Origin of the sequence: Sedimentibacter sp. (assembly GCF_033447055.1) — a bacterium.
Taxonomy (GTDB): domain Bacteria; phylum Bacillota; class Clostridia; order Tissierellales; family Sedimentibacteraceae; genus Sedimentibacter.
Genome location: NZ_JAWQJF010000096.1, coordinates 1 through 22,197, shown reverse-complemented (window position 1 = coordinate 22,197; position 22,197 = coordinate 1). Strand labels below are relative to the sequence as shown.

Here is a 22,197-nt window from a genome sequence, read left to right as displayed (position 1 = left end):
TTTCAAATCTGTTTCATACGCAATGAAAGTTGAAGCAGCATTAAAAAACTATAATATACAATATAAAATAATACCAGTTCCAAGAAGCATAAGTTCAAGTTGCGGTCTGTGCATAAGATTTTTCAAGGAAGATATAGACAATTTAAAAACAATTATTGCTAATAACAGCTTGATTTATGACAATATTTATATGGATATTTAGCTATATTGCATATGATAAATAGCACCCGCATATAAAACCTATCAAAAGAGAAACAGCACTGCTTTTTCCTTTATGCAATATATTTGCTTCGGGAAGCAACTGGTTTGCAGATACATAAAGCATGCTGCTTGCAGCTGCAGAAAGGCAAAAAGCAATGAAATATTCAGATATGCCTCCAAGAGCGGCTCCAAAAACAGCACCAAATGCAGTGGGGAGTCCCGTAAGTAAAGTTAAAAGTATAACGGATAAAGGGGAAGCTCCTGCCATAACAAGGGGAACGCCGGCACTCATGCCTTCAGGAATATTGTGAGCAGCAATTAATATTCCTATTTTTATGCCTAAATTTTCTGAATATACTGAACTTGATCCTATCGCTACTCCTTCAGGAAAATTATGAAGGCTGAGACTTATGATTATTATGAAGCTCATTTTTATATAATTTAATTTTTTCCCTTTATACTTAGTTAATTTATTAGCCGGTATCATTTCTTCAGCAAAAAATACTGCAATCAAGCCGATGACAAGACCTAGCGTCACTATAAAAAATCCACCTATTTCATATGCTTCCGGCATAAGGTCAAAAGCTATTATAGCAAGCATTATGCCTGCTGCAAAGCTAAGCAGTCCGGATACTGTTTTGTCGCTTGGCTTTTTTATTAAAACGGATATTATGCCTCCTATGCAAGTGCCGATTCCGCCTATTATAAATCCTACAATAAAATAATAAATTATATCCAAAAGTTCCTCCTATTTAGTTATCTTAGTAATATATATGCAAATATAATGTTTTCAGAAATTAAATATTTATTAAGAAGTAAGTTCTTGTACATAAAGTTAATGTAGTATATAATAAAAAATTGTAGAACGAAATTTATTCATTTTGTTGTGTATAAAATTAATAAAAAGGAAGCACAAATGGAAAAGGAAATAAATACAAAAATAGTAAAAATGGATCCTGACAATATAGATTATAATATTATTAAGGAAGCTGCAGATATTATAAATAACGGCGGCATAGTTGTATTTCCCACAGAAACAGTCTATGGAATAGGTGCGGATGCGTTAAATGATGAAGCAGTTGATAAAATATTCAAAGCTAAAGGAAGACCGCAAGATAATCCATTAATTGTACATATCGCGGAATTTGATGAATTGTACGGTTTGGCAAAAGAAATTCCTGAAAGTGCAAAAATTTTAGCTGAAAAATACTGGCCTGGACCTCTCACTATGGTATTGTATAAAAAGGATATTTTATCAGATAAAATAACAGCAGGACTGGATACAGCAGCAATAAGGCTTCCTGAAAATAAAATTGCTCTTGCTCTAATTAAAGCGAGCAAAAAACCAATAGCAGCACCAAGCGCAAATACATCAGGCAAACCAAGTCCCACAGAAGCTTCTCATGTCATTGAAGACCTCATGGGCAAAGTTGACATGATTATTGACGGAGGAAGCACTTACATAGGTGTGGAATCTTCAGTTGTAGACATGACAGCTGAAATACCGATGATATTAAGACCGGGCGGAATAACAAAAGAAGACATTGTAAGTGTTCTTGGAGAGTGTGATTATGATCCTGCAATTATAAGAAGCGACGAAAAAATTGTTCCGAAATCTCCCGGTCAAAAGTACAGGCATTATCATCCAAAAGCTACAGTAATATTATATAAAGGAACAGAAGAAAATATAGCATGTAAAATAAATGAGGATTATGAACAGCTCGCTTCAGAAGGAAACAAAGTAGGCATAATGTCCACTGTGCAGACAGAAAAATATTATGTAGGTAAAACTACAATTTGCTGCGGAGACAGAACAAACCCTATCACTATTTCGTCTAATTTGTTTAAAGACTTAAGAAATTTTGATCATATGGGTATGGATATTATACTTGCAGAAGCAGTTGACGAAAATGGACTTGGAAAAGCAATAATGAACAGATTAGGAAAAGCTTCCAACAAAACAGTAACTGTGTGAGGCGGAATATGAATATTTTATTTGTTTGCACCGGAAATACCTGCAGAAGCAGCATGGCAGAAGGTATTTTTAAATATTTGCTTAAAAATAAAAATATTGAAAATATTAATATATCATCGGCTGGAATAAGCGCGTGTGAAGGAGAAAAAGCCAATGAAAAAGCTATAAGCGTTTTGAAAAGTCAAGGTATTGATATAACAAGCCACAAGGCAAGACAGCTTACTGATAATATAATAGAAGCTTCGGATTTAATTTTAACTATGACATATAATCATAAAATGGCCATACAAAGGTATGCGCCAAAAGCTTCTAAAAAAGTATTTACTTTAAAAGAATTTTCTAGTACATTTAATGAAGAAAATGTTGAATACAATTTTGACATTGATGACCCATTTGGAATGGATTATAATGTGTATGAACGAAGTATGGAAGAAATAAAATCAGAACTTGAAAAAATTATAATAAATATAAATAAGATAACTATGGATTAGTGATACTCAACCTATAGTAAATTGGAGGAAAGATGAAAATAGTGCTTGCATGTGATCATGGAGGATTTGAATTAAAAGAAGCAGTTAAAGAACATTTAATAAAAAATGGATATGACGTAAATGATATAGGAGTGTATAATACAAATTCTGTTGATTATCCTGATTATGGCAAAAATGCTGCAGAAATTGTAGCTAAAAATGAAGCTGACAAGGGTATAGTAATTTGCGGAACCGGAATAGGAATATCCTTAGCTGCTAATAAAGTAAAAGGGATAAGATGTGCTTTGTGTACCAATGAATATATGGCAAAAATGTCCAGAATGCATAATGATGCAAATATGCTTGCTATGGGAAACCGTGTAATTGGACATGGAGTTGCTTTAGACATAGTTGATGTATGGCTTTCAACAGCTTTTGAAGGTGGAAGACATGAAGTCAGAGTAAAAAAACTAATGGAAATAGAAAAAAACTATAAAGAAGAGGAATAGAGATGACTAGTTATTTTATAGCTTTTATTTCCGCTGTAATTATATCGTTTATAATGACCCCACTGGCAAGGAGGCTTGCGATTAAGGTTGGAGCTCTTGATATTCCAAAAGATCCGAGAAAAATTCATAAAAAACCAATACCATACTTTGGTGGGTTAGCAATATATGTTTCAATAATTGCATGTATGTTCGTATACATGCCTAATACAACAACAAAATTATTTATTATGGCAGGAGCTACAATTATAGTTCTCACTGGAATCGTGGACGATATGTATGGCATGCCTGCAAAAGTTAAAATGCTGATGCAGATAATAGCGGCAGCGGTTGCAATTAAAGGAGGAGTTCAAATACATTTTATTTCAAATCCCCTTTCAGCAACTGGAATGAGTTATCTACTTTCATGGTTATCTATTCCTATATCATTGTTTTGGATAGTAGGAATTACAAATACAATCAATTTAATAGATGGTTTGGATGGACTTGCTTCAGGTGTTGCAAGTATTGCTGCGACAACTTTATTGTTTACGGCAGCAACATTAGGACATGATTTTATAATGATGCAATATGCAATAATTGCAGGAGCTTCTCTTGGATTTTTGCCATTTAACTTTAATCCTGCTAAAATTTTCATGGGAGATACAGGTTCTCTTTTGCTTGGATACATGCTTGCTGTCACATCTGTTTCTGGCATGGTAAAAAGTGTTGCAGCTGTTGCTTTGGCAGTTCCAGTATTTGCACTTGGGTTGCCGATTTTTGATACAACTTTTGCAATTATCAGAAGATATATTAATAAAAAACCTATAATGCAAGCAGACAAGGATCACCTTCATCACAAACTCATGAAAATTGGACTTAATCAAAGGCAGACAGTCTTAGTGATGTATTTTATAAGCATGGTGCTAGGAATCGTTGCTGTAATCATAGCTGATGCAGATCCTTTTATCGGAATTGTTGTGGCAACAGTAGTAGTAATTGCAGTATTTTACTTTGCGAGAAAAGTAGGGTTATTTAAAAGAAAAGAACAATAACGGAGGTTATGATGAATAAAATTAAAGTGCTTGTTGTTTTTGGAACACGACCAGAAGCCGTAAAAATGGCGCCGATTGTAAAAGCTCTTAAAAATGACCAAGAACATTTTATTTCTAAAATATGTGTTACAGCTCAACACAGGGATATGCTTGATCAGGTTTTAAGGATTTTTGATATTGAACCTGATTATGACTTAAATATATTTCAAAGCGGTCAGACTCTCACACAAATAACATGCAGGGCTTTGACGGGATTAGAAGGGGTAATTGAAGAATTTAAACCTGATTTAATTTTGGTACAAGGAGATACAACAACAGTATTTTCAGGTGCTCTTGCAGCTTTTTACCATCAGGTGAAAATTGGTCATGTTGAAGCAGGCTTAAGAAGCGGAAATTTATATTCTCCATATCCTGAGGAAGCAAACAGAATGCTTACAGGTGTTTTAACTGATTTTCATTTTGCTCCTACAACTACATCTAAAAATAACCTTTTGCGAGAAGGATACGATGAAAGTAAAATATTTATAACAGGAAATACTTCAATAGATGCATTGAGCTGGGTAATTGATAAAAATTATAAATTTGAAGATGAAATACTGAACAATATAGATTTTGAAAATAAAAAAGTGATATTATTGACAGCTCACAGAAGAGAGAATATTGGTGAACCTATGGAGAATATTTTTAATGCTGTAAGAGAAATAGCTGAAAAAAATAAAGACGTTGAAGTAATATATCCAATGCATTTAAATCCAAAGGTAAGAGAAATAGCAAGAAATATTTTTAAAGACATGAATAGTGTACATTTAATTGAACCGCTGGACTACCTTCCTTTTACAAATTTGATGTCTAAGTGCTACCTTGTTGTAACTGATTCGGGAGGGGTGCAGGAAGAAGCTCCGTCTCTGGGAAAGCCTGTTCTTGTTGTAAGAAAAGAAACTGAAAGACCGGAAGGAATTGAAGCTGGAACAGCTAAGCTTGCAGGAACAAAAAGAGAAGTAATTTATAATGATCTTGATTTGCTCTTAAACAATGAAGAAGAATATAAAAGCATGGCATATGCCGTTAACCCATATGGAGACGGAAGAGCTGCAGAACATATAATAGAAGCTATTAAGGAAAAGATGATGATGTAAAATAAGGTTGGCCTTAAATTATTAAAAAAGTCCATTTGTGTCATCCTGAACGATGGTGAAGGATCTGTGCGCAGTTAAGTGATGAGATCCTTCGCTATCGCTCAGGATGACAGGGCATACACAGTCTCGTTCACCAATTTATTTATTCACTATCGTTCACATAAATTGGGAACTCGTTGCGGTTGACCTACCATCCATTTTTTAGAAAAAATACTCTAAAAAATGGGGTTAGGGCATACAAAAAATATATTGACAAATTATTTTTTTTATATTATACTTCGAATATCAAAATATTCGAACAAGAATAAATAATAAAGTCAAAAGAATAGATATTCAAAACATCAAATTTATGGAGGAAACAATGATTTTAGAAAAAGTTAAGGCAATTTTAGTAGAGGAATTAGACGTAGAAGAAGAAAATATAAAGCTTGAAAGTAAAATAAAAGATGATTTGGGAGCAGATTCACTGGATTTATTTGAACTAATTAGCAAAATTGAAGATGAACTTGATACTACAATCGATGAAGAAGATTATGGTAAACTTGTTACAGTTGGAGATATAGTTAACTACGTTACAGACAAAAATAATTAAAGCAATAATTAGAAGACGCCTGCAGGGCGTTTTCTCATATGTAGAGTAAGATTAAAAGAAATGTATAATTAGAGAAGAATATGTTGAGGAGTCTATATGATTAATACAATTTTATGCAGCCTGTTGAACATAAAGTATCCCATTTTTCAGGGCGGTATGGCGCAAATATCTGATGCGGGATTAGCTGCTGCAGTATCGGAAGCAGGAGGATTGGGTGTAATTGCTTCAGGCAACAACACACTGGAATCAATCATAAGTGAAATACGGAAAATAAAAGCATTAACCGATAAACCCTTTGGTGTTAATGTTATGCTTTTAAGTCCATATGCAGAAGAAGTGAGCAAGCTGCTTATTGAAGAAAAAGTGCCGGTTATTATTACTGGAGCAGGAAATCCGGGAAAGTTCATGAAACTTTGGAAAGAGCAGGGAATAAAGGTTATTCCTGTCGTACCGTCAGTTGCTTATGCAAAACATCTGGAAAAAGCAGGGGCAGATGCTATAATATGCGAAGGAACAGAATCCGGTGGACATGTGGGGGAAATAACAACTATGTGTCTTACACCCCAGGTTGTTGACGCAGTTAAAATTCCTGTTATTGCAGCGGGTGGGATCGGTGATGGAAGAGGAATTGCAGCAGCATTAAGCTTGGGAGCTCAGGGAGTTCAAATAGGAACAAGGTTTTTATTGGCAAAAGAATGCAATGTTCACCGAAATTACAAAGATAAAGTAATTAAAGCCAACGATACAGATACAGCTGTTACAGGCAGAAAAACAGGACATCCGGTTAGAGTTTTGAAAAACAAACTTGTTAATCAATTTAAAGAAATAGAAAAGAACAACGGCTCAGTTGAAGAAATGGAACAGCTGGGAAGAGGCAGACTTTACAAAGCAGCTGTTGAAGGTGATGTAGATTATGGTTCTGTTATGTCAGGACAAATTGCAGGTTTGGTAAACAAAGAACAGAGCTGCAAAGAAATTATCACAGAAATGTTTAATGAAGCGGAAAGTATTATGAATAACTTAAGTTCATTTATTTCAGGAGGCAGCAATGAATAAGACAGCTTTTGTATTTCCAGGGCAAGGTGCCCAATATGCAGGAATGGGAAAAGAGTTTTATGACAATTTTAAGGAAAGCAAAGAAATTTTTCAAAGAGCAAATGAAGCTTTAGGTTTTGATATTGCAAAGTTGTGTTTTGAAGGTCCTGATGCAGATTTGAGCATTACTAAAATAACACAGCCTGCTTTATTGACAGTGTGCATGGCGATTTATGAAGTGCTTAAGAAAAATACTAAGACTGAATCTGTTATAATGGGAGGATTAAGTCTTGGAGAATATTCAGCATTAACTGCAGCAAATGCCATGGATTTTGAAACTGCAGTTAAACTTGTTTACAACAGAGGAAATTATATGCAAAATGCGGTACCTGTAGGTGAAGGTGGAATGCTTGCACTTCTAGGATGCTCAGATGAAGACGCGATTGCTTTTTGCAAGAATGTTACGTATAGATTTGGTTTGTTAGAACCTGCAAATTTCAACTGCCCCGGTCAAATTGTCGTTGGTGGCAAAAGCAGTGCCATTGAAAATGCAATTCAGGAAACAAAAGAATTTAACATTAAAAGAGCCGTTAAACTTCAAGTGAGTGCGCCGTTTCACACTTCAATGTTAAAACCTGCAGGATTGAAATTAAAAGAAGATTTAAATAAGATTATATTTAAAAAGCCTTCCTGTGACGTTATTTCAAATGTTGACTCAGAGTATTACATAAGTGATACTTCTATTTCCGACAAGTTGGAAAGACAAGTGTACAATCCGGTGAGGTGGGAAGCATGTGTAAGGAAAATGATAGCAGACGGTGTAAATACATTTGTGGAAATAGGACCTGGCAAGACATTATCTAGTTTTATAAAGAAAATCGATAAAAATGTTAAGTCAATAAACATAGAAAATATTGCAAACCTCGAAGAATTCATACAATTGTCTTATATTTAACGGATATTTTAAGCAATACAATATCATTAGAAAGGAAAATTATGAAAACTGCTATTATAACAGGAGCTTCCAAAGGAATTGGAGCAGCAATTGCATTAAAACTGAATGAACTTGGATACAACCTTGTTTTGAATTACAGAAGCAATACTAGCTCAATGGAGGAGTTAATAAATAATTTTGTTAATAAAGAAACTATAAATATAACAGTTAAATGTGACATATCTAATTACGGTGATGCTAAAAAATTAATTGATGAAGCATATGATAATTTTGGAACAGTTGATGTTTTAATAAATAATGCAGGAATAACAAAAGACAATATTCTTCCTCTAATGACTGAGGATGAATTTGATGAGGTTATAGATACTAATTTAAAAGGAACATTTAATTGTTGTAAACATATAGCTAAAAGAATGATAAAACAAAAACATGGCAGAATTGTAAATATATCATCTGTGGTAGGTTTGTCAGGAAATGCAGGTCAGGTAAATTATGCTGCTTCAAAAGCAGGTGTAATTGGTATGACAAAATCCATTGCAAAGGAGTTAGGTAAAAAAAATGTATTAGTAAATGCCATAGCTCCAGGATTTATACAAACTGAAATGACTGATAAAATTCCAGAAGATATAAGAAATGAAATGATAAAAAATATACCTTTGCAAAGATTAGGTCGCCCAAGTGATATTGCAGATGCTGTTGAATTTTTAATATCGGATAAAGCGTCGTATATTACGGGTCAAGTATTGTCGATAAACGGCGGATACTATATGTAAAGAATAATTATTCTATTTATGATAATATTTGGAGGAAAAATGAAAAGAAGAGTTGTAATAACAGGAATAGGCGTTATTAGTCCTATTGGTTCAGGCACAGAATTTTGGGAAAATGTTAAAAAAGGAAAATGTGGAATCAGTCCTATAGAATCTTTTGATACAACAGATTTCAGCGTTAAATTAGCAGCAGAAGTAAAAGATTTTGATCCTGCGTTATACATGGATAAAAAAGAATCCAAAAGACAGGATAGATATAGCCAGTTTGCAGTTGCTGCAGCAGATATAGCTGTTAAAAATTCCGGATTAGACATCGAAAAAGTTGACAGTGACAGATTTGGTGTAATTGTTGGAAGTGCGGTTGGCGGTATTCATACCATTGAAACTGAACATGAAAAATTGCTCGCTAAAGGTCCTGGTAAAATTTCAACATTTTTTATACCTATGATGCTATCTAACATTGCATCAGGACTAATTGCAGTAAAATATAAGGCAAAAGCTGTTAATATATGTACAGTTACAGCTTGTGCAACAGGTGCTAATGCAATTGGTGAATCTTATAAGAGAATACAAGATGGAATATGTGATGTTATGATTGCAGGGGGTAGCGAAGCCGCTATAACTCCATGCTCTATAGCAGGTTTTACCGCATTGACTACACTTTCAACAACAACAGATGTGAATAGAGCATCAATACCTTTTGACAAGGAAAGAAACGGTTTTGTTATGGGTGAAGGAGCAGGAATAATGGTGCTTGAAGATTATGACCATGCTGTCAACAGAGGAGCGGAAATATATGCAGAGCTAGTAGGATATGGTGCAACACGTGATGCTTACCATATGACAAGTCCTGATCCAAGCTCAGAAGGAGCTTCAAAAGCTATGTTGAATGCTATCAATGATGCAGGTATTGAGCCTGAAGATATTGGCTATATTAATGCACATGGAACAAGTACAATATATAATGATAAATTTGAAACACAAGCTATTAAGAATATTTTTAAAGAAAATGCGAAAAATGTACCTATAAGTTCTACTAAGTCCATGACAGGACATTTGTTAGGTGCTGCCGGAGCTGTTGAAGCAATAGTTTGTGCAAAAGCACTTGAAGACAGTTATATACCAGCAACAATTAATCACCAGGTTACTGATCCGGAATTGGGTTTAAATTTTGTACCTAATGAAGGAATTTCAAAAGAATTTGATTATGCATTATCTAATGCTTTTGGATTTGGTGGTCATAATGCAGCCTTAGTAATTAAAAAATACAAAGGAAATTAAGGCAAATATTATGGAATATAATTCGAGCGAAATACAAAAAATAATTCCACACAGATTTCCCATGTTGTTGATTGATAAAATCGTTGAGCTTCAAGAAGGCGAAATGGCTGTGGGTATAAAAAATGTAACAATTAATGAGCAGTTTTTCCAGGGACATTTCCCTGGAAATCCTGTGATGCCTGGTGTTTTAATTATAGAAGCGTTGGCTCAGACAGGAGCTGTCGCTATTTTATCTCTGGATAAATTTAAAAATAAGACAGTTTATTTCGGAGGAATTAAAAGTGCAAAGTTTAAAAAGAAAGTATGTCCGGGTGATACTTTAAAACTTTTTGTAAAAATAACAAAACTAAAAGCAAATTTTGGAATTGGAAGCGCAACAGCATATGTTGATGATGAAATTGCAGTAGAAGCTGAACTTATATTTGCTGTTGAATAAAAATATGTCGTTTTTTTCACAAAAAAAAATTCCCCATTATAGAAAAATGTGTTATAATATATCATGGCACATTTTTTTATTTATAGTGATATTATGATTCTTTAGTGTATTTCATTTCTCAATAGATTAAAGTACAGTCTTACTATTCTCTAGGATGTTGTTTTAATACTAGTGAAAACGATTGTTTATTTATTATATGTAATTTTATTCTTTTTAATATCTAGGTTCTATGCTATAATGTACATGTTCAATAAATATGTACATGCTTAATTGAACTATAGTATCCAAAAAGATATTTAAATATAATAATGGGGTGGTAATATGGACGATAAATTTTTTAGTGAAAATGAAATGCATAATACATGCTATATGAGAGAAAAATGTTTAAGGTATAAAGTTTGCCCGATGGTTTTGGTTCAGCAGTTGCTTTCTGGTAAAAGAAAAATAATGATATTATGGTATTTAAGCGGTAAAGTATTAAGGTTTAATGATATTAAAAAAAGGCTTCCTGATGTTACGCCAAAAATGCTTACTCAGCAGTTAAGAGGTTTGGAAGAAGATCATCTTATATTTAGACATGTTTATCCGGTTGTTCCACCAAAAGTTGAATATGGACTAACTGATCTTGGAGAGAAAATTATTCCTATTCTTGAAATGATGCATGGATTTGGTGCAGAATATTTGGAACTTGGTTATAAGGATAATAATAAAGAAATATCATAATTAAAGTATCTTTTTAGATACTATATTACAAAAAAGTGCGTACTTGCTAAAACTGCACTTTGCAAATATACTAGTGAAATAGTTTTCTTGGACGTATAGTTTTAATAGGGATATTCTATATGAAATGTATCAATTTAAATGATTGTTATATTAGAAAACAAATGTATTGGTTTTTGAAAATATTATAATAGAGGTGGTGGTATATTGTCTATTGAAATTATCAAGGTAATAAAGGATGCAGAAGAAAAAGCTGAAGTTATTAAAAAAGAAGCTGTTCAGCAATCAAAACAAATTATTACCAATGCTAATGCTGAAGTAACAAAAATTGTAGATGAGGCAAAAGAAGATGCTTATGCTAAAAGAGCGGAAGTTCTTAAAGAGGCAGAAGCCCAGAGTCAGCTTTTTTATGACAGCATTGTCAGTGATGCTGCAAAAGAGTGTGAAGACATTTTGAAGAATGCAGACAAACATATGGATGATGCAGCTTCGATTATACTGGAAAGGATAGTGAAGGCCAGTGGCAATAGTTAAGATGAACAGAATAAGCATTATAGGTCTAAACAGCATAAAATCATCGTTAATAAAAGAACTTATGGATTCTGGAGTTGTGGAAATAAGTGCCCAGGATTCAAAACTTAGCGATCAGGATTGGATGCCGTATATTAAAAAAGACGGCAATGAAAATGAAGTTTCAAACTATGATGTGAGAATATCTAGAATTAATGAAGTGTTAAACAGTATTGAAAAATATGATGTCAGAAAAAAACCATTATTTGTAACAAGAAAGTCTATATCGTCGAAGGAGTATGAAGCTGCACTGCTGAACAATGATAAAGCTGAGGAAAACGTAGCTATTGTACTAAAATTGAACAAATCCCTATGTGAGTTTGTTTCTGAGGAGAATAAAATTCAGACAGCCATACTTAGTTTAAATCCATGGAAGGGTTATGAGATGCCTCTTGAGCTTTCGGATACTAGGTATACAAGCATACTTACGGGTGTGGTTCCAACAATTGCTGATATTGAAAAACTTAAGGTTGATTTAGACAAAAAAACAGATAACTATTTTATGAATATTGTTGGTAGCGATAAGGACCAGCATTATATATCAATAATTTGTTTGACAAAGGAAAAAGAAGAAGTAAATGACATTTTGAAGCAGTATGGTTTCAATTTGGTACTTTTTAAAAATTTGACAGGTACTACTGTTGAAAATATCGCGCAATATGAAAATAAATTAAAAGATATAGCTGTAAAAAAAGAAACGATTGAAAAAAGCATCGCGGAATATGTAAAGTTCAAAGAAGAAATGCAATTATTCCATGATCATCTTGTAATTGAAAGGGATAAAAAGAAAATATTAAGCAATATGCTGAAAACTGAAACTACATTTTATATTGCAGGATGGATACCTGAAGAAAGCAAGGAACAAGTTTTGCTAATATTGAATAAACATCAGTGCTGGTATGAAATTACAGTACCGGAAAAAGGAGAAGAAACTCCTATAGCAATAAAAAACAATTCTTTTTCTCAGCCATTTGAGTCAGTTACAGAGTTGTACAGTCTTCCTTCGGCATCAAACATTGATGCTACCCCGTTTATGGCTCCTTTTTACTTCATATTCTTCGGACTTATGCTAGCAGATGTAGGCTATGGCATAATCATGTCTGTTGTATGTTTTGTGGTATTAAAAAAGTTTGCAATTGAGGGAACCCTTCGAAAAATGTTGAATATGTTTTTTTATTGCGGCTTATCCACAATATTTTGGGGAGTGATGTTCGGAAGCTGGTTTGGAGATGCTTTCACTGCAATTGCAAAGGTTATGTTCCATACGGATTTTGTTATAAAGCCAATTTGGATCAATCCTATAGAAGAACCAATGGTGTTATTAATTGCTTCATTTATATTTGGGATAATTCATTTGTTTTTCGGTATGGGTTTAAAGGCATATATGCTCATTCGTGATGGTTATGCCCTCGATGCTCTGTTTGACATAGGATTTTGGTATGGATTTATTATAGGAATTGCAATGTGGCTTTTTGGAAATACTATAATGCTAGGATTAGGTTTAATAGGAAAATGGATGACTATAGTATTTGCATTAGGGTTGGTTTTAACTCAAGGTCGTTCAAAGAAGGGTATTTTTTCAAGATTATTAAGTGGTGTACTGAGCTTATACAATGTAACAAGTTATTTAAGCGATGTACTTTCATATTCAAGACTGTTGGCATTAGGACTTGCAACCGGAGTTATTTCTTCAGTAATAAGTGTGCTTGGTTCATTGGGAGGCGACGGAATTTTTGGTTCTATCTTGCTTATTGTAGTAATGATATTTGGTCACACGTTCAACTTTGCTATCAATGGACTTGGAACATTTGTCCATGCAGCGAGACTTCAGTATGTAGAATTTTTCGGTAAATTTTATGAAGGCGGGGGAGATGCTTTCAATCCTTTTACTAAAAAAACAAAATATATTAAAATCAATTAGGAGGAAATTTTAATGGAACAACTTTTAACAACTGGAAATTTTTTAGCTATCTTAGGTGCTGCTATAGCAGCCTTGGCTGGCTGCGGTAGTGCGATAGGAATTGGATATGCTGGTTCAGCTGCATCAGGAGTTGTGGCTGAGGATCCTAAGAAATTTGGATCAACACTGATTTTACAGGCTCTTCCAGGAACTCAAGGTATTTATGGTTTATTGATAGCTTTCATAATTTTGAATAAAATAGGTTTTTTAAGCGGAAGTATGGCTGCATTGACAGCTGCTCAAGGAGGATACTTTTTTGCAGCCTCTCTTCCTATAGGCATAGTAGGCATAGTTTCTGCTATTCACCAGGGTAAAGTATGTGCATCAGGTATTATGCTGATTTCAAAAAAACCTGAACAAATAGCTAAAGCTATGGTTTATGCAGCAATGGTTGAAACATATGCAGTATTGGCTTTGCTTATTTCATTCCTTATAATCAATGGCATTATAATTTAATTGAGTTATACCAAAGTATCTAAATTTATAAATAAGGATGTGAAGAAATGAGCATTGATAATATTACATTAAGTATTTTAGATGATGCAAAAAACATTGCTGAAAGTTCTCTAGTAAATGCTGAGAAAACTAAGCAAGATATTATAAAGAATGCTATGAATGAAGCAGAAGCAATAAAAAAAACAATTGCTGAGGAAGCCATTATAGAAGCTGAAAATTTAAAGAACAGAAAAATTTCTGCAGCAGAGCTCCAAAAGAGAAAAATGCTGTTGAGTGCAAAGCAGGAATCAATCAAAAAAGGTTTTGAAGCAGCCCTTACGAAACTAAAAACAATGCCAGAGGAGCGATATTTAAGTTATCTGGCAGATGAAATTGCGAAAATTCCAAACTGTGAAGGAATAATAATTTTAAATGAAACAGACAGAGAAAGAATTGGCGAAAAGTTAGTAAAGGCTGTCAACGAAAAGCTGAAGGCTGAGAAAATTTCATTGAGTAAAAACACTGTTCAAGCAAGCGGAGGTTTTGTGCTAAAAAATGGAAACATTGAAATAAACAGCACCTTTGAGACCATATTGGATTCCATGAAGGATGAACTTACTAATGAAGTTGCAAATGCGCTTTTTAAATAATTTTCCTGCTTGAAAGGAGGAATGGCTTTGGCAAAGATAAAGGATACCGACTATCTGTTTTCTACTGCAAGGGTTAGAAGTGCTGAAAAGAACATGCTTACCCGTGAGAAAGCAGAAAAAATGATAGATGCAAAAACTACGGAAGATGCCATAAGGGTATTGTATGACCTAAATTATGGAACATGTAATGAAATTGTTGACCCTGATGATTATGAAAAACTTTTGAGTGATGAGCATAAAAAAGCATATGACTTCATTACATCTATTGCTCCCGATTTGAATTTCTTCAATATGTTTTTGTATCCATATGATTATCACAACTTGAAGGTAATCATGAAATCGGAATATTTGGGAATTGATGCTTCTGATTCGATGGTTGATACTGGCAGCATCAATTTGAAAGTTCTTAAATATTCTGTGAAGGAAAGAGACTTCAATCTTCTCACTGAAAATATGGGGAGGGCTTTAAAAGAAGTAATTGATACTTTTCCAAAAACTAATGATCCGCAAATAATAGATATTATTTTTGATAAATATTGCTATGATGAAATGCTTGAATCAGCTGAAAAAACTGGAAGCAGTTTTATGATAGGCTATATAAAAATGCAGATTGATACAATCAATTTAAAAACTTTTGTCAGACTAAAGAAAATCAATAAGCCAAGAGATTTTTTCAGCAAAGTATTTTTAGATGGCGGAAATATTAATGAACAGTTTTTTTTCAAAAATTATGACGAGCCTTTTGAAAAATTTGCAGATCAGCTTACAGCATATGATTTTAAGGAAGTATTTATTGAGGGGACAAATGCCCTTGAAGAAACTGGAAAGTTCATAACAATGGAAAAGCTTCTGGACAACAAACTTGTTAAACATATTAAAAATTCCAAATATGTTCCATTTGGTATTGAACCTCTTGCAAGTTATCTAATTGCAAAAGACAATGAAATTAAGATTGCAAGAATTATTATGGCAGGCAAACTTGCAGGCATCTCGCCTGAACTTTTGAGAGAAAGGTTGAGAGATACTTATGTATAAGATTGGTGTTATAGGAGATAAACAAAGTGTCCTGGGTTTCAAGGCTGTGGGTTTAGATGCTTTCGGATGTGCAACAAAGGAAGAAGCAAAGCTTACACTTCGGGAAATTGCAAAGGCGGATTATGCAATAATTTATATAATGGAACACCTTTATGCTGAAATCAAGGATACTGTTAATGAATACAATGAAATGCGTCTGCCGGCCATTATACCGATTCCTGGTATGAAGGGTACTCTCGGCATCGGAGTGCAGAATATTAAAAAGGCAGTTGAAAGGGCAGTTGGTGCTGACATATTGTTTAACAACGACTAATTAATGTATATAAAATGAAAGCAGGTGATTTTTTTAATGAGCCAAGGTAGAGTAGTAAAAATATCCGGTCCGCTTGTTATTGCAGAGGGTATGAAAGAAGCAGACATGTACGACGTTGTACGTGTAAGCGAACAAGGTTTGATAGGTGAAATAATAGAGATGCGTGGTGAAATGGCATCTATACAGGTATATGAAGAAACAGCAGGGTTAGCTCCAGGTGCTCCGGTTGTAACAACAGGAGCTCAATTGTCAGTTGAACTTGGACCTGGTCTTATTGAAACAATATATGATGGAATCCAGCGTCCTCTTGAAGAAATCAGGAGGATAGCAGGACCTAACATAGCAAGAGGAATAAGTGTACCATCTCTTAACAGAGAAAAGAAATGGGATTTTGTGCCTGTTGCAAAAGCAGGAGATAAAGTACAAACAGGGGACATAATAGGTACAGTACAAGAAACTATTGTTGTACAGCAAAAAATAATGGTACCTTACGGCATCAGCGGTACAATTACAGAAATAAAAAGTGGAAGCTACACAGTTGAAGAAACTGTATGTGTTGTTAAAAAGGATAACGGTGAAACTGTTAATTTAACAATGATGCAAAAATGGCCAGTAAGAAAAGGGCGTCCATATAAGGAAAAATTAGTTCCTGAAAGACCTCTTGTTACTGGACAAAGAGTTATTGATACGCTGTTCCCTATTTCTAAGGGTGGTGTTGCAGCTGTTCCGGGACCATTTGGAAGCGGTAAAACAGTTGTTCAGCATCAGCTTGCAAAATGGGCAGATGCTGAAATAGTTGTATATATAGGTTGCGGTGAACGTGGCAATGAAATGACAGACGTACTTATGGAATTCCCTGAATTGAAAGACCCAAGAACAGGGGAATCACTGATGAAACGTACTGTATTAATTGCTAACACATCTGATATGCCTGTTGCTGCTCGTGAAGCAAGTATTTATACAGGTATTACAATTGCTGAGTATTTCAGAGACATGGGTTATTCAGTTGCTTTAATGGCAGACTCCACTTCACGTTGGGCTGAAGCACTCCGTGAAATGTCAGGACGTCTTGAAGAAATGCCTGGTGAAGAAGGATACCCTGCATACCTTGCATCACGTCTTGCTCAATTTTATGAAAGAGCAGGAAGAGTAATAAGCTTAGGAACAGAAGGAAGAGAAGGAACACTTTCTGCCATAGGAGCAGTATCACCTCCTGGTGGAGATATTTCTGAACCTGTTTCTCAAGCAACGCTTCGTATTGTAAAAGTATTCTGGGCACTTGATGCACAGCTTGCATACAGACGTCACTTCCCTGCAATTAACTGGCTTAGCAGCTACTCATTGTATGTTGACAGACTTAGCAAGTGGTTTGATGAAAATGTAGCTAAAAACTGGTCAGATATGCGTTCTGAAACGATGAAGCTTTTACAGGAAGAAGCAGAATTAAATGAAATAGTTCAGTTGGTCGGAGTTGATTCATTGTCCGTTGGCGACAGATTAAAGCTTGAAGCAACTCGTTCCATAAGAGAAGATTATTTGCATCAAAATGCGTTCCATGAAGTTGATACGTATACATCACTTGAAAAGCAACATAAGCTGCTTACGCTTATTTTGAAATATTACAATGATGGAATAAAAGCATTAGATGAAGGAGCTGACTTTAAAGCTCTTGCAGATCTTGCTGTAAAAGAAAAAATAGGAAGATTTAAATATACTGAAGAAAAAGACATACAGGAAGCATTTGATAATATCAAAAATCAAATTGAAACTGAAATGTCAGCTCTTGTAGCAAGCAAGGAGGTTGAATAGCATGATTAGAGAATATAAAACTATTTCTGAGGTAGCAGGACCTTTAATGCTTGTTAAAAATGTTGAAAATGTAGCATATGATGAACTGGGAGTGATTGAACTTCCAAGTGGAGAAACAAGAAGCTGCAGAGTTCTTGAAATAAACGGCAGCAATGCATTGGTGCAATTATTTGAAAGTTCAGCAGGAATAAACCTTGCAGAGAGCAAAGTTAAATTTCTTGGAAGAGGTATGGAATTAGCTGTATCATACGATATGCTTGGACGTGTATTTGATGGACTTGGAAGACCTATTGACAATGGTCCTGAAATAATACCCGAAAAGAGAATGGATATAAGCGGTCTGCCAATGAATCCTTCAGCAAGAGACTATCCTGATGAATTTATACAAACAGGAGTTTCAGCAATAGATGGATTGAATACACTGGTAAGAGGTCAGAAATTGCCTATATTCTCAGGCTCAGGTTTGCTTCATGCGGATCTTGCTGCACAAATTGCACGTCAATCCAGGGTTTTAGGAACTGATTCAAAGTTTGCAGTTGTTTTCGCTGCAATAGGTATCACATATGAGGAAGCGGATTTCTTCATTTCTGATTTTAGAAAAACAGGAGCAATTGACAGAACAGTATTGTTCATGAATCTTGCTGACGATCCTGCTATAGAGCGTATTTCAACTCCGCGTATGGCTCTTACTGCAGCAGAATTTCTAGCATTTGAAAAGGGAATGCATGTTCTTGTAATTCTTACAGATATAACAAATTATGCAGAAGCTCTTCGTGAAGTTTCAGCAGCGCGTAAGGAAGTTCCGGGAAGACGTGGATATCCTGGTTATTTATATACTGACTTGGCAAGCATTTATGAAAGAGCTGGAAGAAAAAGAGATACTGAAGGATCAATAACAATGATTCCTATTCTTACAATGCCTGAAGATGATAAAACACATCCTATTCCAGACTTGACAGGATACATTACAGAAGGACAAATTATTCTTTCTCGTGAATTGTACAGAAAAAATATTAAACCTCCAATTGATGTTCTTCCTTCATTATCACGTTTGAAAGATAAAGGTATAGGCAAAGGAAAAACAAGAGAAGATCATGCGGATTTATTGAATCAGCTTTTTGCAGCTTATGCAAGAGGTAAGGAAGCAAAAGAACTTATGGCTATACTTGGTGAAGCTGCTCTTTCCGACACAGATAAATTTTATGCTAAGTTTGCTGATGAGTTCGAAAAGAAATATGTATCTCAGGGATATGAGAAAAACAGGACTATTGAAGAAACTTTATCAATAGGTTGGGATTTGCTGACTCTTCTTCCAAAGAGTGAATTAAAACGTATAAGAGATGCTTATATAGAAAAATATTATCCGATAAATGAATAGATGAGGGGGGAAAACGCATGGCAAGGTTAAATGTAAATCCGACCAGAATGGTATTAACCTCTCTGAAAAAGCGTTTAAAAGTGGCTGTAAAGGGTCATAAGATGCTGAAAGATAAACGTGATGAGCTTATGAAACAATTTTTGGAGCTTGCCAGAGAAAATAAGGTTTTAAGAGAGCAAGTCGAAGCACATATTGGAGATGTTTATTCCAATTTTGTAATAGCCAGTGCGGTAATGTCTTCAGAGGTTTTAGATGAAGCATTGATGTATCCTAAGCAGGGAGTATCAATTGAAGTAGGCAATAAAAATGTAATGAGTGTTGATGTTCCTGTATTTGATTTTAAAACAACTACAGATGATACATCAAATATTTATCCATATGGATTTGCCAATACTTCAGCAGAACTTGATAATGCAATTGAAAATTTATCAGAAATTTTCCCTGAAATGCTTAAATTAGCCGCAGTAGAAAAAGAGGTACAGCTGCTTGCTGCAGAAATAGAAAAGACAAGAAGAAGAGTAAATGCTCTTGAATATGTTATGATTCCTCAATTCCAGGAAACCATCAAGTACATTCAAATGAAGCTTGATGAAAATGAAAGAGGAAATCAAACAAGGCTGATGAAGGTCAAGGACATGATGGTTAAGGCAGCGATTGAAGAAAAGCAAGAAAAGACAAAGGCTTCTTTTGATGAATACTGTTCAAAGTAATTGAGATATTAAAATATTAGCACCAGTTTTTAGCAGACTACTGAAAAAGTACATTTATGTCATCCTGAGCGATAGCGAAGAATCTTATCTTTATTGAAAACATGAGATTCTTCGGCTACGCCTTAGAATGACACGCAAATAAAGTATGGTTTTTCAGTGGCCTTTTTAGCTGGTGTTTTTTTATTATTCTAGGTTGTGTTGGTTATTTTGTTTGTTTTATAATTTTTGTAAATATCAGATATTTCTTTGTTTTCTGTAAAAAAATTATATAATATTTCTAGTTTTTCTACGGTACTGTTGTTAATGTTATGTTCAATCAATTCTGTCTGTATTAACACATCATCTTCGCACCCTAATAATTTTAAAAAATTTTCGATAATCCTATGACGTTCCAGAAGAAATTCCCCAACTTCTTTGCCTCTATCTGATAAAACTATGATGCCGTATTTTTCATATTTAAGTAATCCCATTGTTCCAAGTTTCTGCACCATTTTAGAAGCAGACGAATCTTTGACATTTAATAATTCCGCGAGCTTGTTAATACGAAGATATCCGTTTTTTTCAACACTTCTGTATATCATCTCAAGATAATCTTCCATAGCTGAAGTTAAAAGTTTTTTATTTTGATCTATAAGCTGATATCCGCGTACTGTGTGAAATTGTTTGTTTTCCATTTTTACATCATCCTTAAATTCGCCAGAATTTTCTTATTATTAATGTATATGCGTAACAATTTATTTTATTATTCATATGTTAGTGTAGGGAAAAAGTTTTATTCTCAACTTATAATAAAAGTGAAAAAACATATAGTCAATTTTTGTGGAGGTCAATTTTGAAAGAGGAATTTATTTCGCTAAATTTTCTGCCATTAGGGCAAAAAGCAAAAGTAAAAATGCTTACATCTGAAGGAACTGCAAGGAGAAGAATGCTTGATTTGGGGCTTGCTTTAGATACTGTAGTTGAAGCATTGCAAAAAAGTCCCTCAGGGGATCCTGTTGCATACAATATTCGAGGAGCGGTTATTGCTCTTCGTTCTGAAGAGGCTTCTAAAGTAATTGTTGAATCTCTTTAGATAATTCATATACTTCCATGTGCAATGATCTACTGCACATGGTTTATATTCATTTAAGTAAATTATTCATAAATGAGGGGGTAATAAAAATGGGCTTAACAAACCAGTCAACAGGTTCGTCCATATTAGAAAGTGAGTTTAGAATTGAACGCATGAACCTTGATGATAAAGTTATAGCGCTTGCAGGAAACCCAAATGTGGGGAAAAGCACGGTTTTTAATAGCTTGACAGGTATGAACCAGCATACAGGCAACTGGCCTGGTAAGACTGTCACAAATGCACAAGGGAGGTACAAACACAGGGATAAAGATTTTATTTTGGTTGACATTCCAGGTACTTATTCATTAATGGCAAACTCAGCTGAAGAAGAGGTGGCGAGAGATTTTATTTTGTTTGGAAATCCTGATGCTACAGTAATAGTAACAGATGCAACATGCCTTGAAAGAAACTTGAATCTTGTTTTGCAAACTCTTGAGATTACGCCTAATGCTGTTGTTTGTTTAAACTTATTAGATGAAGCTAAAAGAAAAAGAATAAGGATTGATTTAAAAGAGTTGTCAAATCAGCTCGGAGTGCCAGTTATAGGAACTAGCGCAAGAAATGGAGAAGGCTTGGAAGATTTGATGGATGCAGTAAATGATGTTACAGGCAAAAAAACACTAACCTCTCCTTTGATAATTATTTATGATGATACTATTGAAGAAGCAATTGATATTCTTGAAACACCTATTAAAAAAATTTTAGGAGATAAGCTGAACAGCCGCTGGGTTGCATTAAAGCTTCTTGACGGTGATTCAACTTTGATAAAATCCATAGAAAAATACATTAATGTCGATTTGGCAAATGACATGAACGTACTCAATAAATTGAACGAAGCTAAAGAAATGATGCTATCAAAGGGAATAAACCACGAAATCTTTTGTGACAAAATTGTTTCTCATCTGGTATTTAAAGCAGAAAAAATTTTCAGCAAATCAGTTACTTTGGAAAATGACAAATACAACAGCACAGACCGAAAAATTGACAGCATACTTGCTTCTAAAACATTTGGTATTCCTATCATGTTAGGACTTTTGTGCGTAATTTTTTGGATAACTATTACAGGAGCAAATTATCCATCAGAACTCCTCGCAAATTTTCTTTTTCATATTGAA

Annotated in this window: 26 protein-coding genes; 24 read left to right on the top strand and 2 right to left on the bottom strand. The window is 34.3% G+C overall.

Annotation, left to right across the window (positions count from 1 at the left end):
* The coding region (locus SA378_RS06460) for a DUF3343 domain-containing protein (RefSeq protein WP_318525161.1) at positions 1-202 on the top strand (202 nt) is incomplete at its 5' end.
* Here SA378_RS06460 and SA378_RS06455 read toward each other — a convergent pair.
* On the bottom strand, positions 203-940 hold the full coding sequence (locus tag SA378_RS06455) for a ZIP family metal transporter (protein ID WP_318525160.1): 738 nt from the start codon (positions 938-940) through the stop codon (positions 203-205).
* A gap of 177 nt (positions 941-1,117) precedes the next feature.
* Between SA378_RS06455 and SA378_RS06450 the strand changes: the two genes are divergently transcribed.
* The 21 genes from SA378_RS06450 to SA378_RS06350 all read left to right on the top strand — a co-directional run bounded on the left by SA378_RS06450 (position 1,118) and on the right by SA378_RS06350 (position 19,971).
* Complete coding sequence (locus SA378_RS06450; protein ID WP_318525159.1) at positions 1,118-2,176, top strand: L-threonylcarbamoyladenylate synthase; 1,059 nt, start codon at positions 1,118-1,120, stop codon at positions 2,174-2,176.
* 8 nt (positions 2,177-2,184) lie between these two features.
* Positions 2,185-2,667: a low molecular weight protein arginine phosphatase gene (locus SA378_RS06445; RefSeq protein WP_318525158.1), complete on the top strand. Its 483-nt coding sequence runs from the start codon at positions 2,185-2,187 to the stop codon at positions 2,665-2,667.
* Positions 2,668-2,699: 32 nt separating this feature from the next.
* Positions 2,700-3,155: a ribose 5-phosphate isomerase B gene (rpiB, locus tag SA378_RS06440; protein WP_318525157.1), complete on the top strand. Its 456-nt coding sequence runs from the start codon at positions 2,700-2,702 to the stop codon at positions 3,153-3,155.
* 2 nt (positions 3,156-3,157) lie between these two features.
* On the top strand, positions 3,158-4,186 hold the full coding sequence (locus SA378_RS06435) for an MraY family glycosyltransferase (protein WP_318525156.1): 1,029 nt from the start codon (positions 3,158-3,160) through the stop codon (positions 4,184-4,186).
* 20 nt (positions 4,187-4,206) lie between these two features.
* Positions 4,207-5,322 carry a non-hydrolyzing UDP-N-acetylglucosamine 2-epimerase gene (wecB, locus tag SA378_RS06430; RefSeq protein ID WP_318525162.1) on the top strand — a complete coding sequence of 372 codons (1,116 nt, stop codon included), beginning with the start codon at positions 4,207-4,209 and terminating at the stop codon, positions 5,320-5,322.
* A 349-nt stretch (positions 5,323-5,671) separates the two neighbouring features.
* A complete protein-coding gene (gene acpP / locus SA378_RS06425; protein WP_318525155.1) occupies positions 5,672-5,914 on the top strand; it encodes an acyl carrier protein in 243 nt (80 codons plus the stop codon).
* A gap of 96 nt (positions 5,915-6,010) precedes the next feature.
* Positions 6,011-6,970, top strand: coding sequence for an enoyl-[acyl-carrier-protein] reductase FabK (gene fabK / locus SA378_RS06420; RefSeq protein WP_318525154.1), 960 nt, complete (start codon positions 6,011-6,013; stop codon positions 6,968-6,970).
* Positions 6,963-7,904 carry an ACP S-malonyltransferase gene (fabD, locus tag SA378_RS06415; protein ID WP_318525153.1) on the top strand — a complete coding sequence of 314 codons (942 nt, stop codon included), beginning with the start codon at positions 6,963-6,965 and terminating at the stop codon, positions 7,902-7,904. Before fabK ends, fabD begins: the two co-directional genes overlap by 8 nt.
* 41 nt (positions 7,905-7,945) lie before the next feature.
* A complete protein-coding gene (fabG, locus tag SA378_RS06410) occupies positions 7,946-8,677 on the top strand; it encodes a 3-oxoacyl-[acyl-carrier-protein] reductase (protein WP_318525152.1) in 732 nt (243 codons plus the stop codon).
* A gap of 39 nt (positions 8,678-8,716) precedes the next feature.
* Entirely contained in the window at positions 8,717-9,955 is a 1,239-nt protein-coding gene (gene fabF / locus SA378_RS06405) for a beta-ketoacyl-ACP synthase II (protein WP_318525151.1), read from the top strand.
* A 10-nt stretch (positions 9,956-9,965) separates the two neighbouring features.
* A complete protein-coding gene (gene fabZ, locus SA378_RS06400) occupies positions 9,966-10,391 on the top strand; it encodes a 3-hydroxyacyl-ACP dehydratase FabZ (protein ID WP_318525150.1) in 426 nt (141 codons plus the stop codon).
* Between the two features lie 321 nt (positions 10,392-10,712).
* The gene (locus SA378_RS06395) at positions 10,713-11,114 is read left to right on the top strand and encodes a helix-turn-helix domain-containing protein (protein WP_318525149.1); all 402 of its coding nucleotides are present in this window, start codon (positions 10,713-10,715) and stop codon (positions 11,112-11,114) included.
* A gap of 204 nt (positions 11,115-11,318) precedes the next feature.
* Positions 11,319-11,645, top strand: a complete 327-nt coding sequence (locus SA378_RS06390; RefSeq protein WP_318525148.1) for a hypothetical protein — start codon at positions 11,319-11,321, stop codon at positions 11,643-11,645.
* A complete protein-coding gene (locus SA378_RS06385; RefSeq protein ID WP_318525147.1) occupies positions 11,632-13,602 on the top strand; it encodes a V-type ATP synthase subunit I in 1,971 nt (656 codons plus the stop codon). The genes SA378_RS06390 and SA378_RS06385 overlap by 14 nt, the downstream gene beginning before the upstream one ends.
* A gap of 12 nt (positions 13,603-13,614) precedes the next feature.
* Entirely contained in the window at positions 13,615-14,097 is a 483-nt protein-coding gene (locus SA378_RS06380) for a V-type ATP synthase subunit K (protein ID WP_318525146.1), read from the top strand.
* A gap of 47 nt (positions 14,098-14,144) precedes the next feature.
* Positions 14,145-14,726 (top strand): V-type ATP synthase subunit E, encoded by a 582-nt coding sequence (locus SA378_RS06375; protein WP_318525145.1) that lies wholly within the window; start codon positions 14,145-14,147, stop codon positions 14,724-14,726.
* A 27-nt stretch (positions 14,727-14,753) separates the two neighbouring features.
* The gene (locus SA378_RS06370; protein ID WP_318525144.1) at positions 14,754-15,761 is read left to right on the top strand and encodes a V-type ATP synthase subunit C; all 1,008 of its coding nucleotides are present in this window, start codon (positions 14,754-14,756) and stop codon (positions 15,759-15,761) included.
* Positions 15,754-16,074, top strand: coding sequence for a V-type ATP synthase subunit F (locus SA378_RS06365; protein ID WP_318525143.1), 321 nt, complete (start codon positions 15,754-15,756; stop codon positions 16,072-16,074). The genes SA378_RS06370 and SA378_RS06365 overlap by 8 nt, the downstream gene beginning before the upstream one ends.
* 36 nt (positions 16,075-16,110) lie before the next feature.
* Entirely contained in the window at positions 16,111-17,883 is a 1,773-nt protein-coding gene (locus SA378_RS06360) for a V-type ATP synthase subunit A (RefSeq protein ID WP_318525142.1), read from the top strand.
* A gap of 1 nt (position 17,884) precedes the next feature.
* Positions 17,885-19,261: a V-type ATP synthase subunit B gene (locus SA378_RS06355; RefSeq protein WP_318525141.1), complete on the top strand. Its 1,377-nt coding sequence runs from the start codon at positions 17,885-17,887 to the stop codon at positions 19,259-19,261.
* A 17-nt stretch (positions 19,262-19,278) separates the two neighbouring features.
* Positions 19,279-19,971 (top strand): V-type ATP synthase subunit D, encoded by a 693-nt coding sequence (locus tag SA378_RS06350; RefSeq protein WP_318525140.1) that lies wholly within the window; start codon positions 19,279-19,281, stop codon positions 19,969-19,971.
* A gap of 188 nt (positions 19,972-20,159) precedes the next feature.
* Here SA378_RS06350 and SA378_RS06345 read toward each other — a convergent pair whose 3' ends face one another.
* Complete coding sequence (locus tag SA378_RS06345) at positions 20,160-20,645, bottom strand: metal-dependent transcriptional regulator (RefSeq protein WP_318525139.1); 486 nt, start codon at positions 20,643-20,645, stop codon at positions 20,160-20,162.
* Between the two features lie 158 nt (positions 20,646-20,803).
* Between SA378_RS06345 and SA378_RS06340 the strand changes: the two genes are divergently transcribed.
* Together SA378_RS06340 and SA378_RS06335 are read left to right on the top strand one after the other, a co-directional pair.
* Positions 20,804-21,043, top strand: a complete 240-nt coding sequence (locus tag SA378_RS06340) for a FeoA family protein (RefSeq protein ID WP_318525138.1) — start codon at positions 20,804-20,806, stop codon at positions 21,041-21,043.
* A gap of 89 nt (positions 21,044-21,132) precedes the next feature.
* Positions 21,133-22,197, top strand: a 1,065-nt coding sequence (locus SA378_RS06335) for a FeoB small GTPase domain-containing protein (RefSeq protein ID WP_318525137.1), incomplete at its 3' end; no start/stop codon positions are given.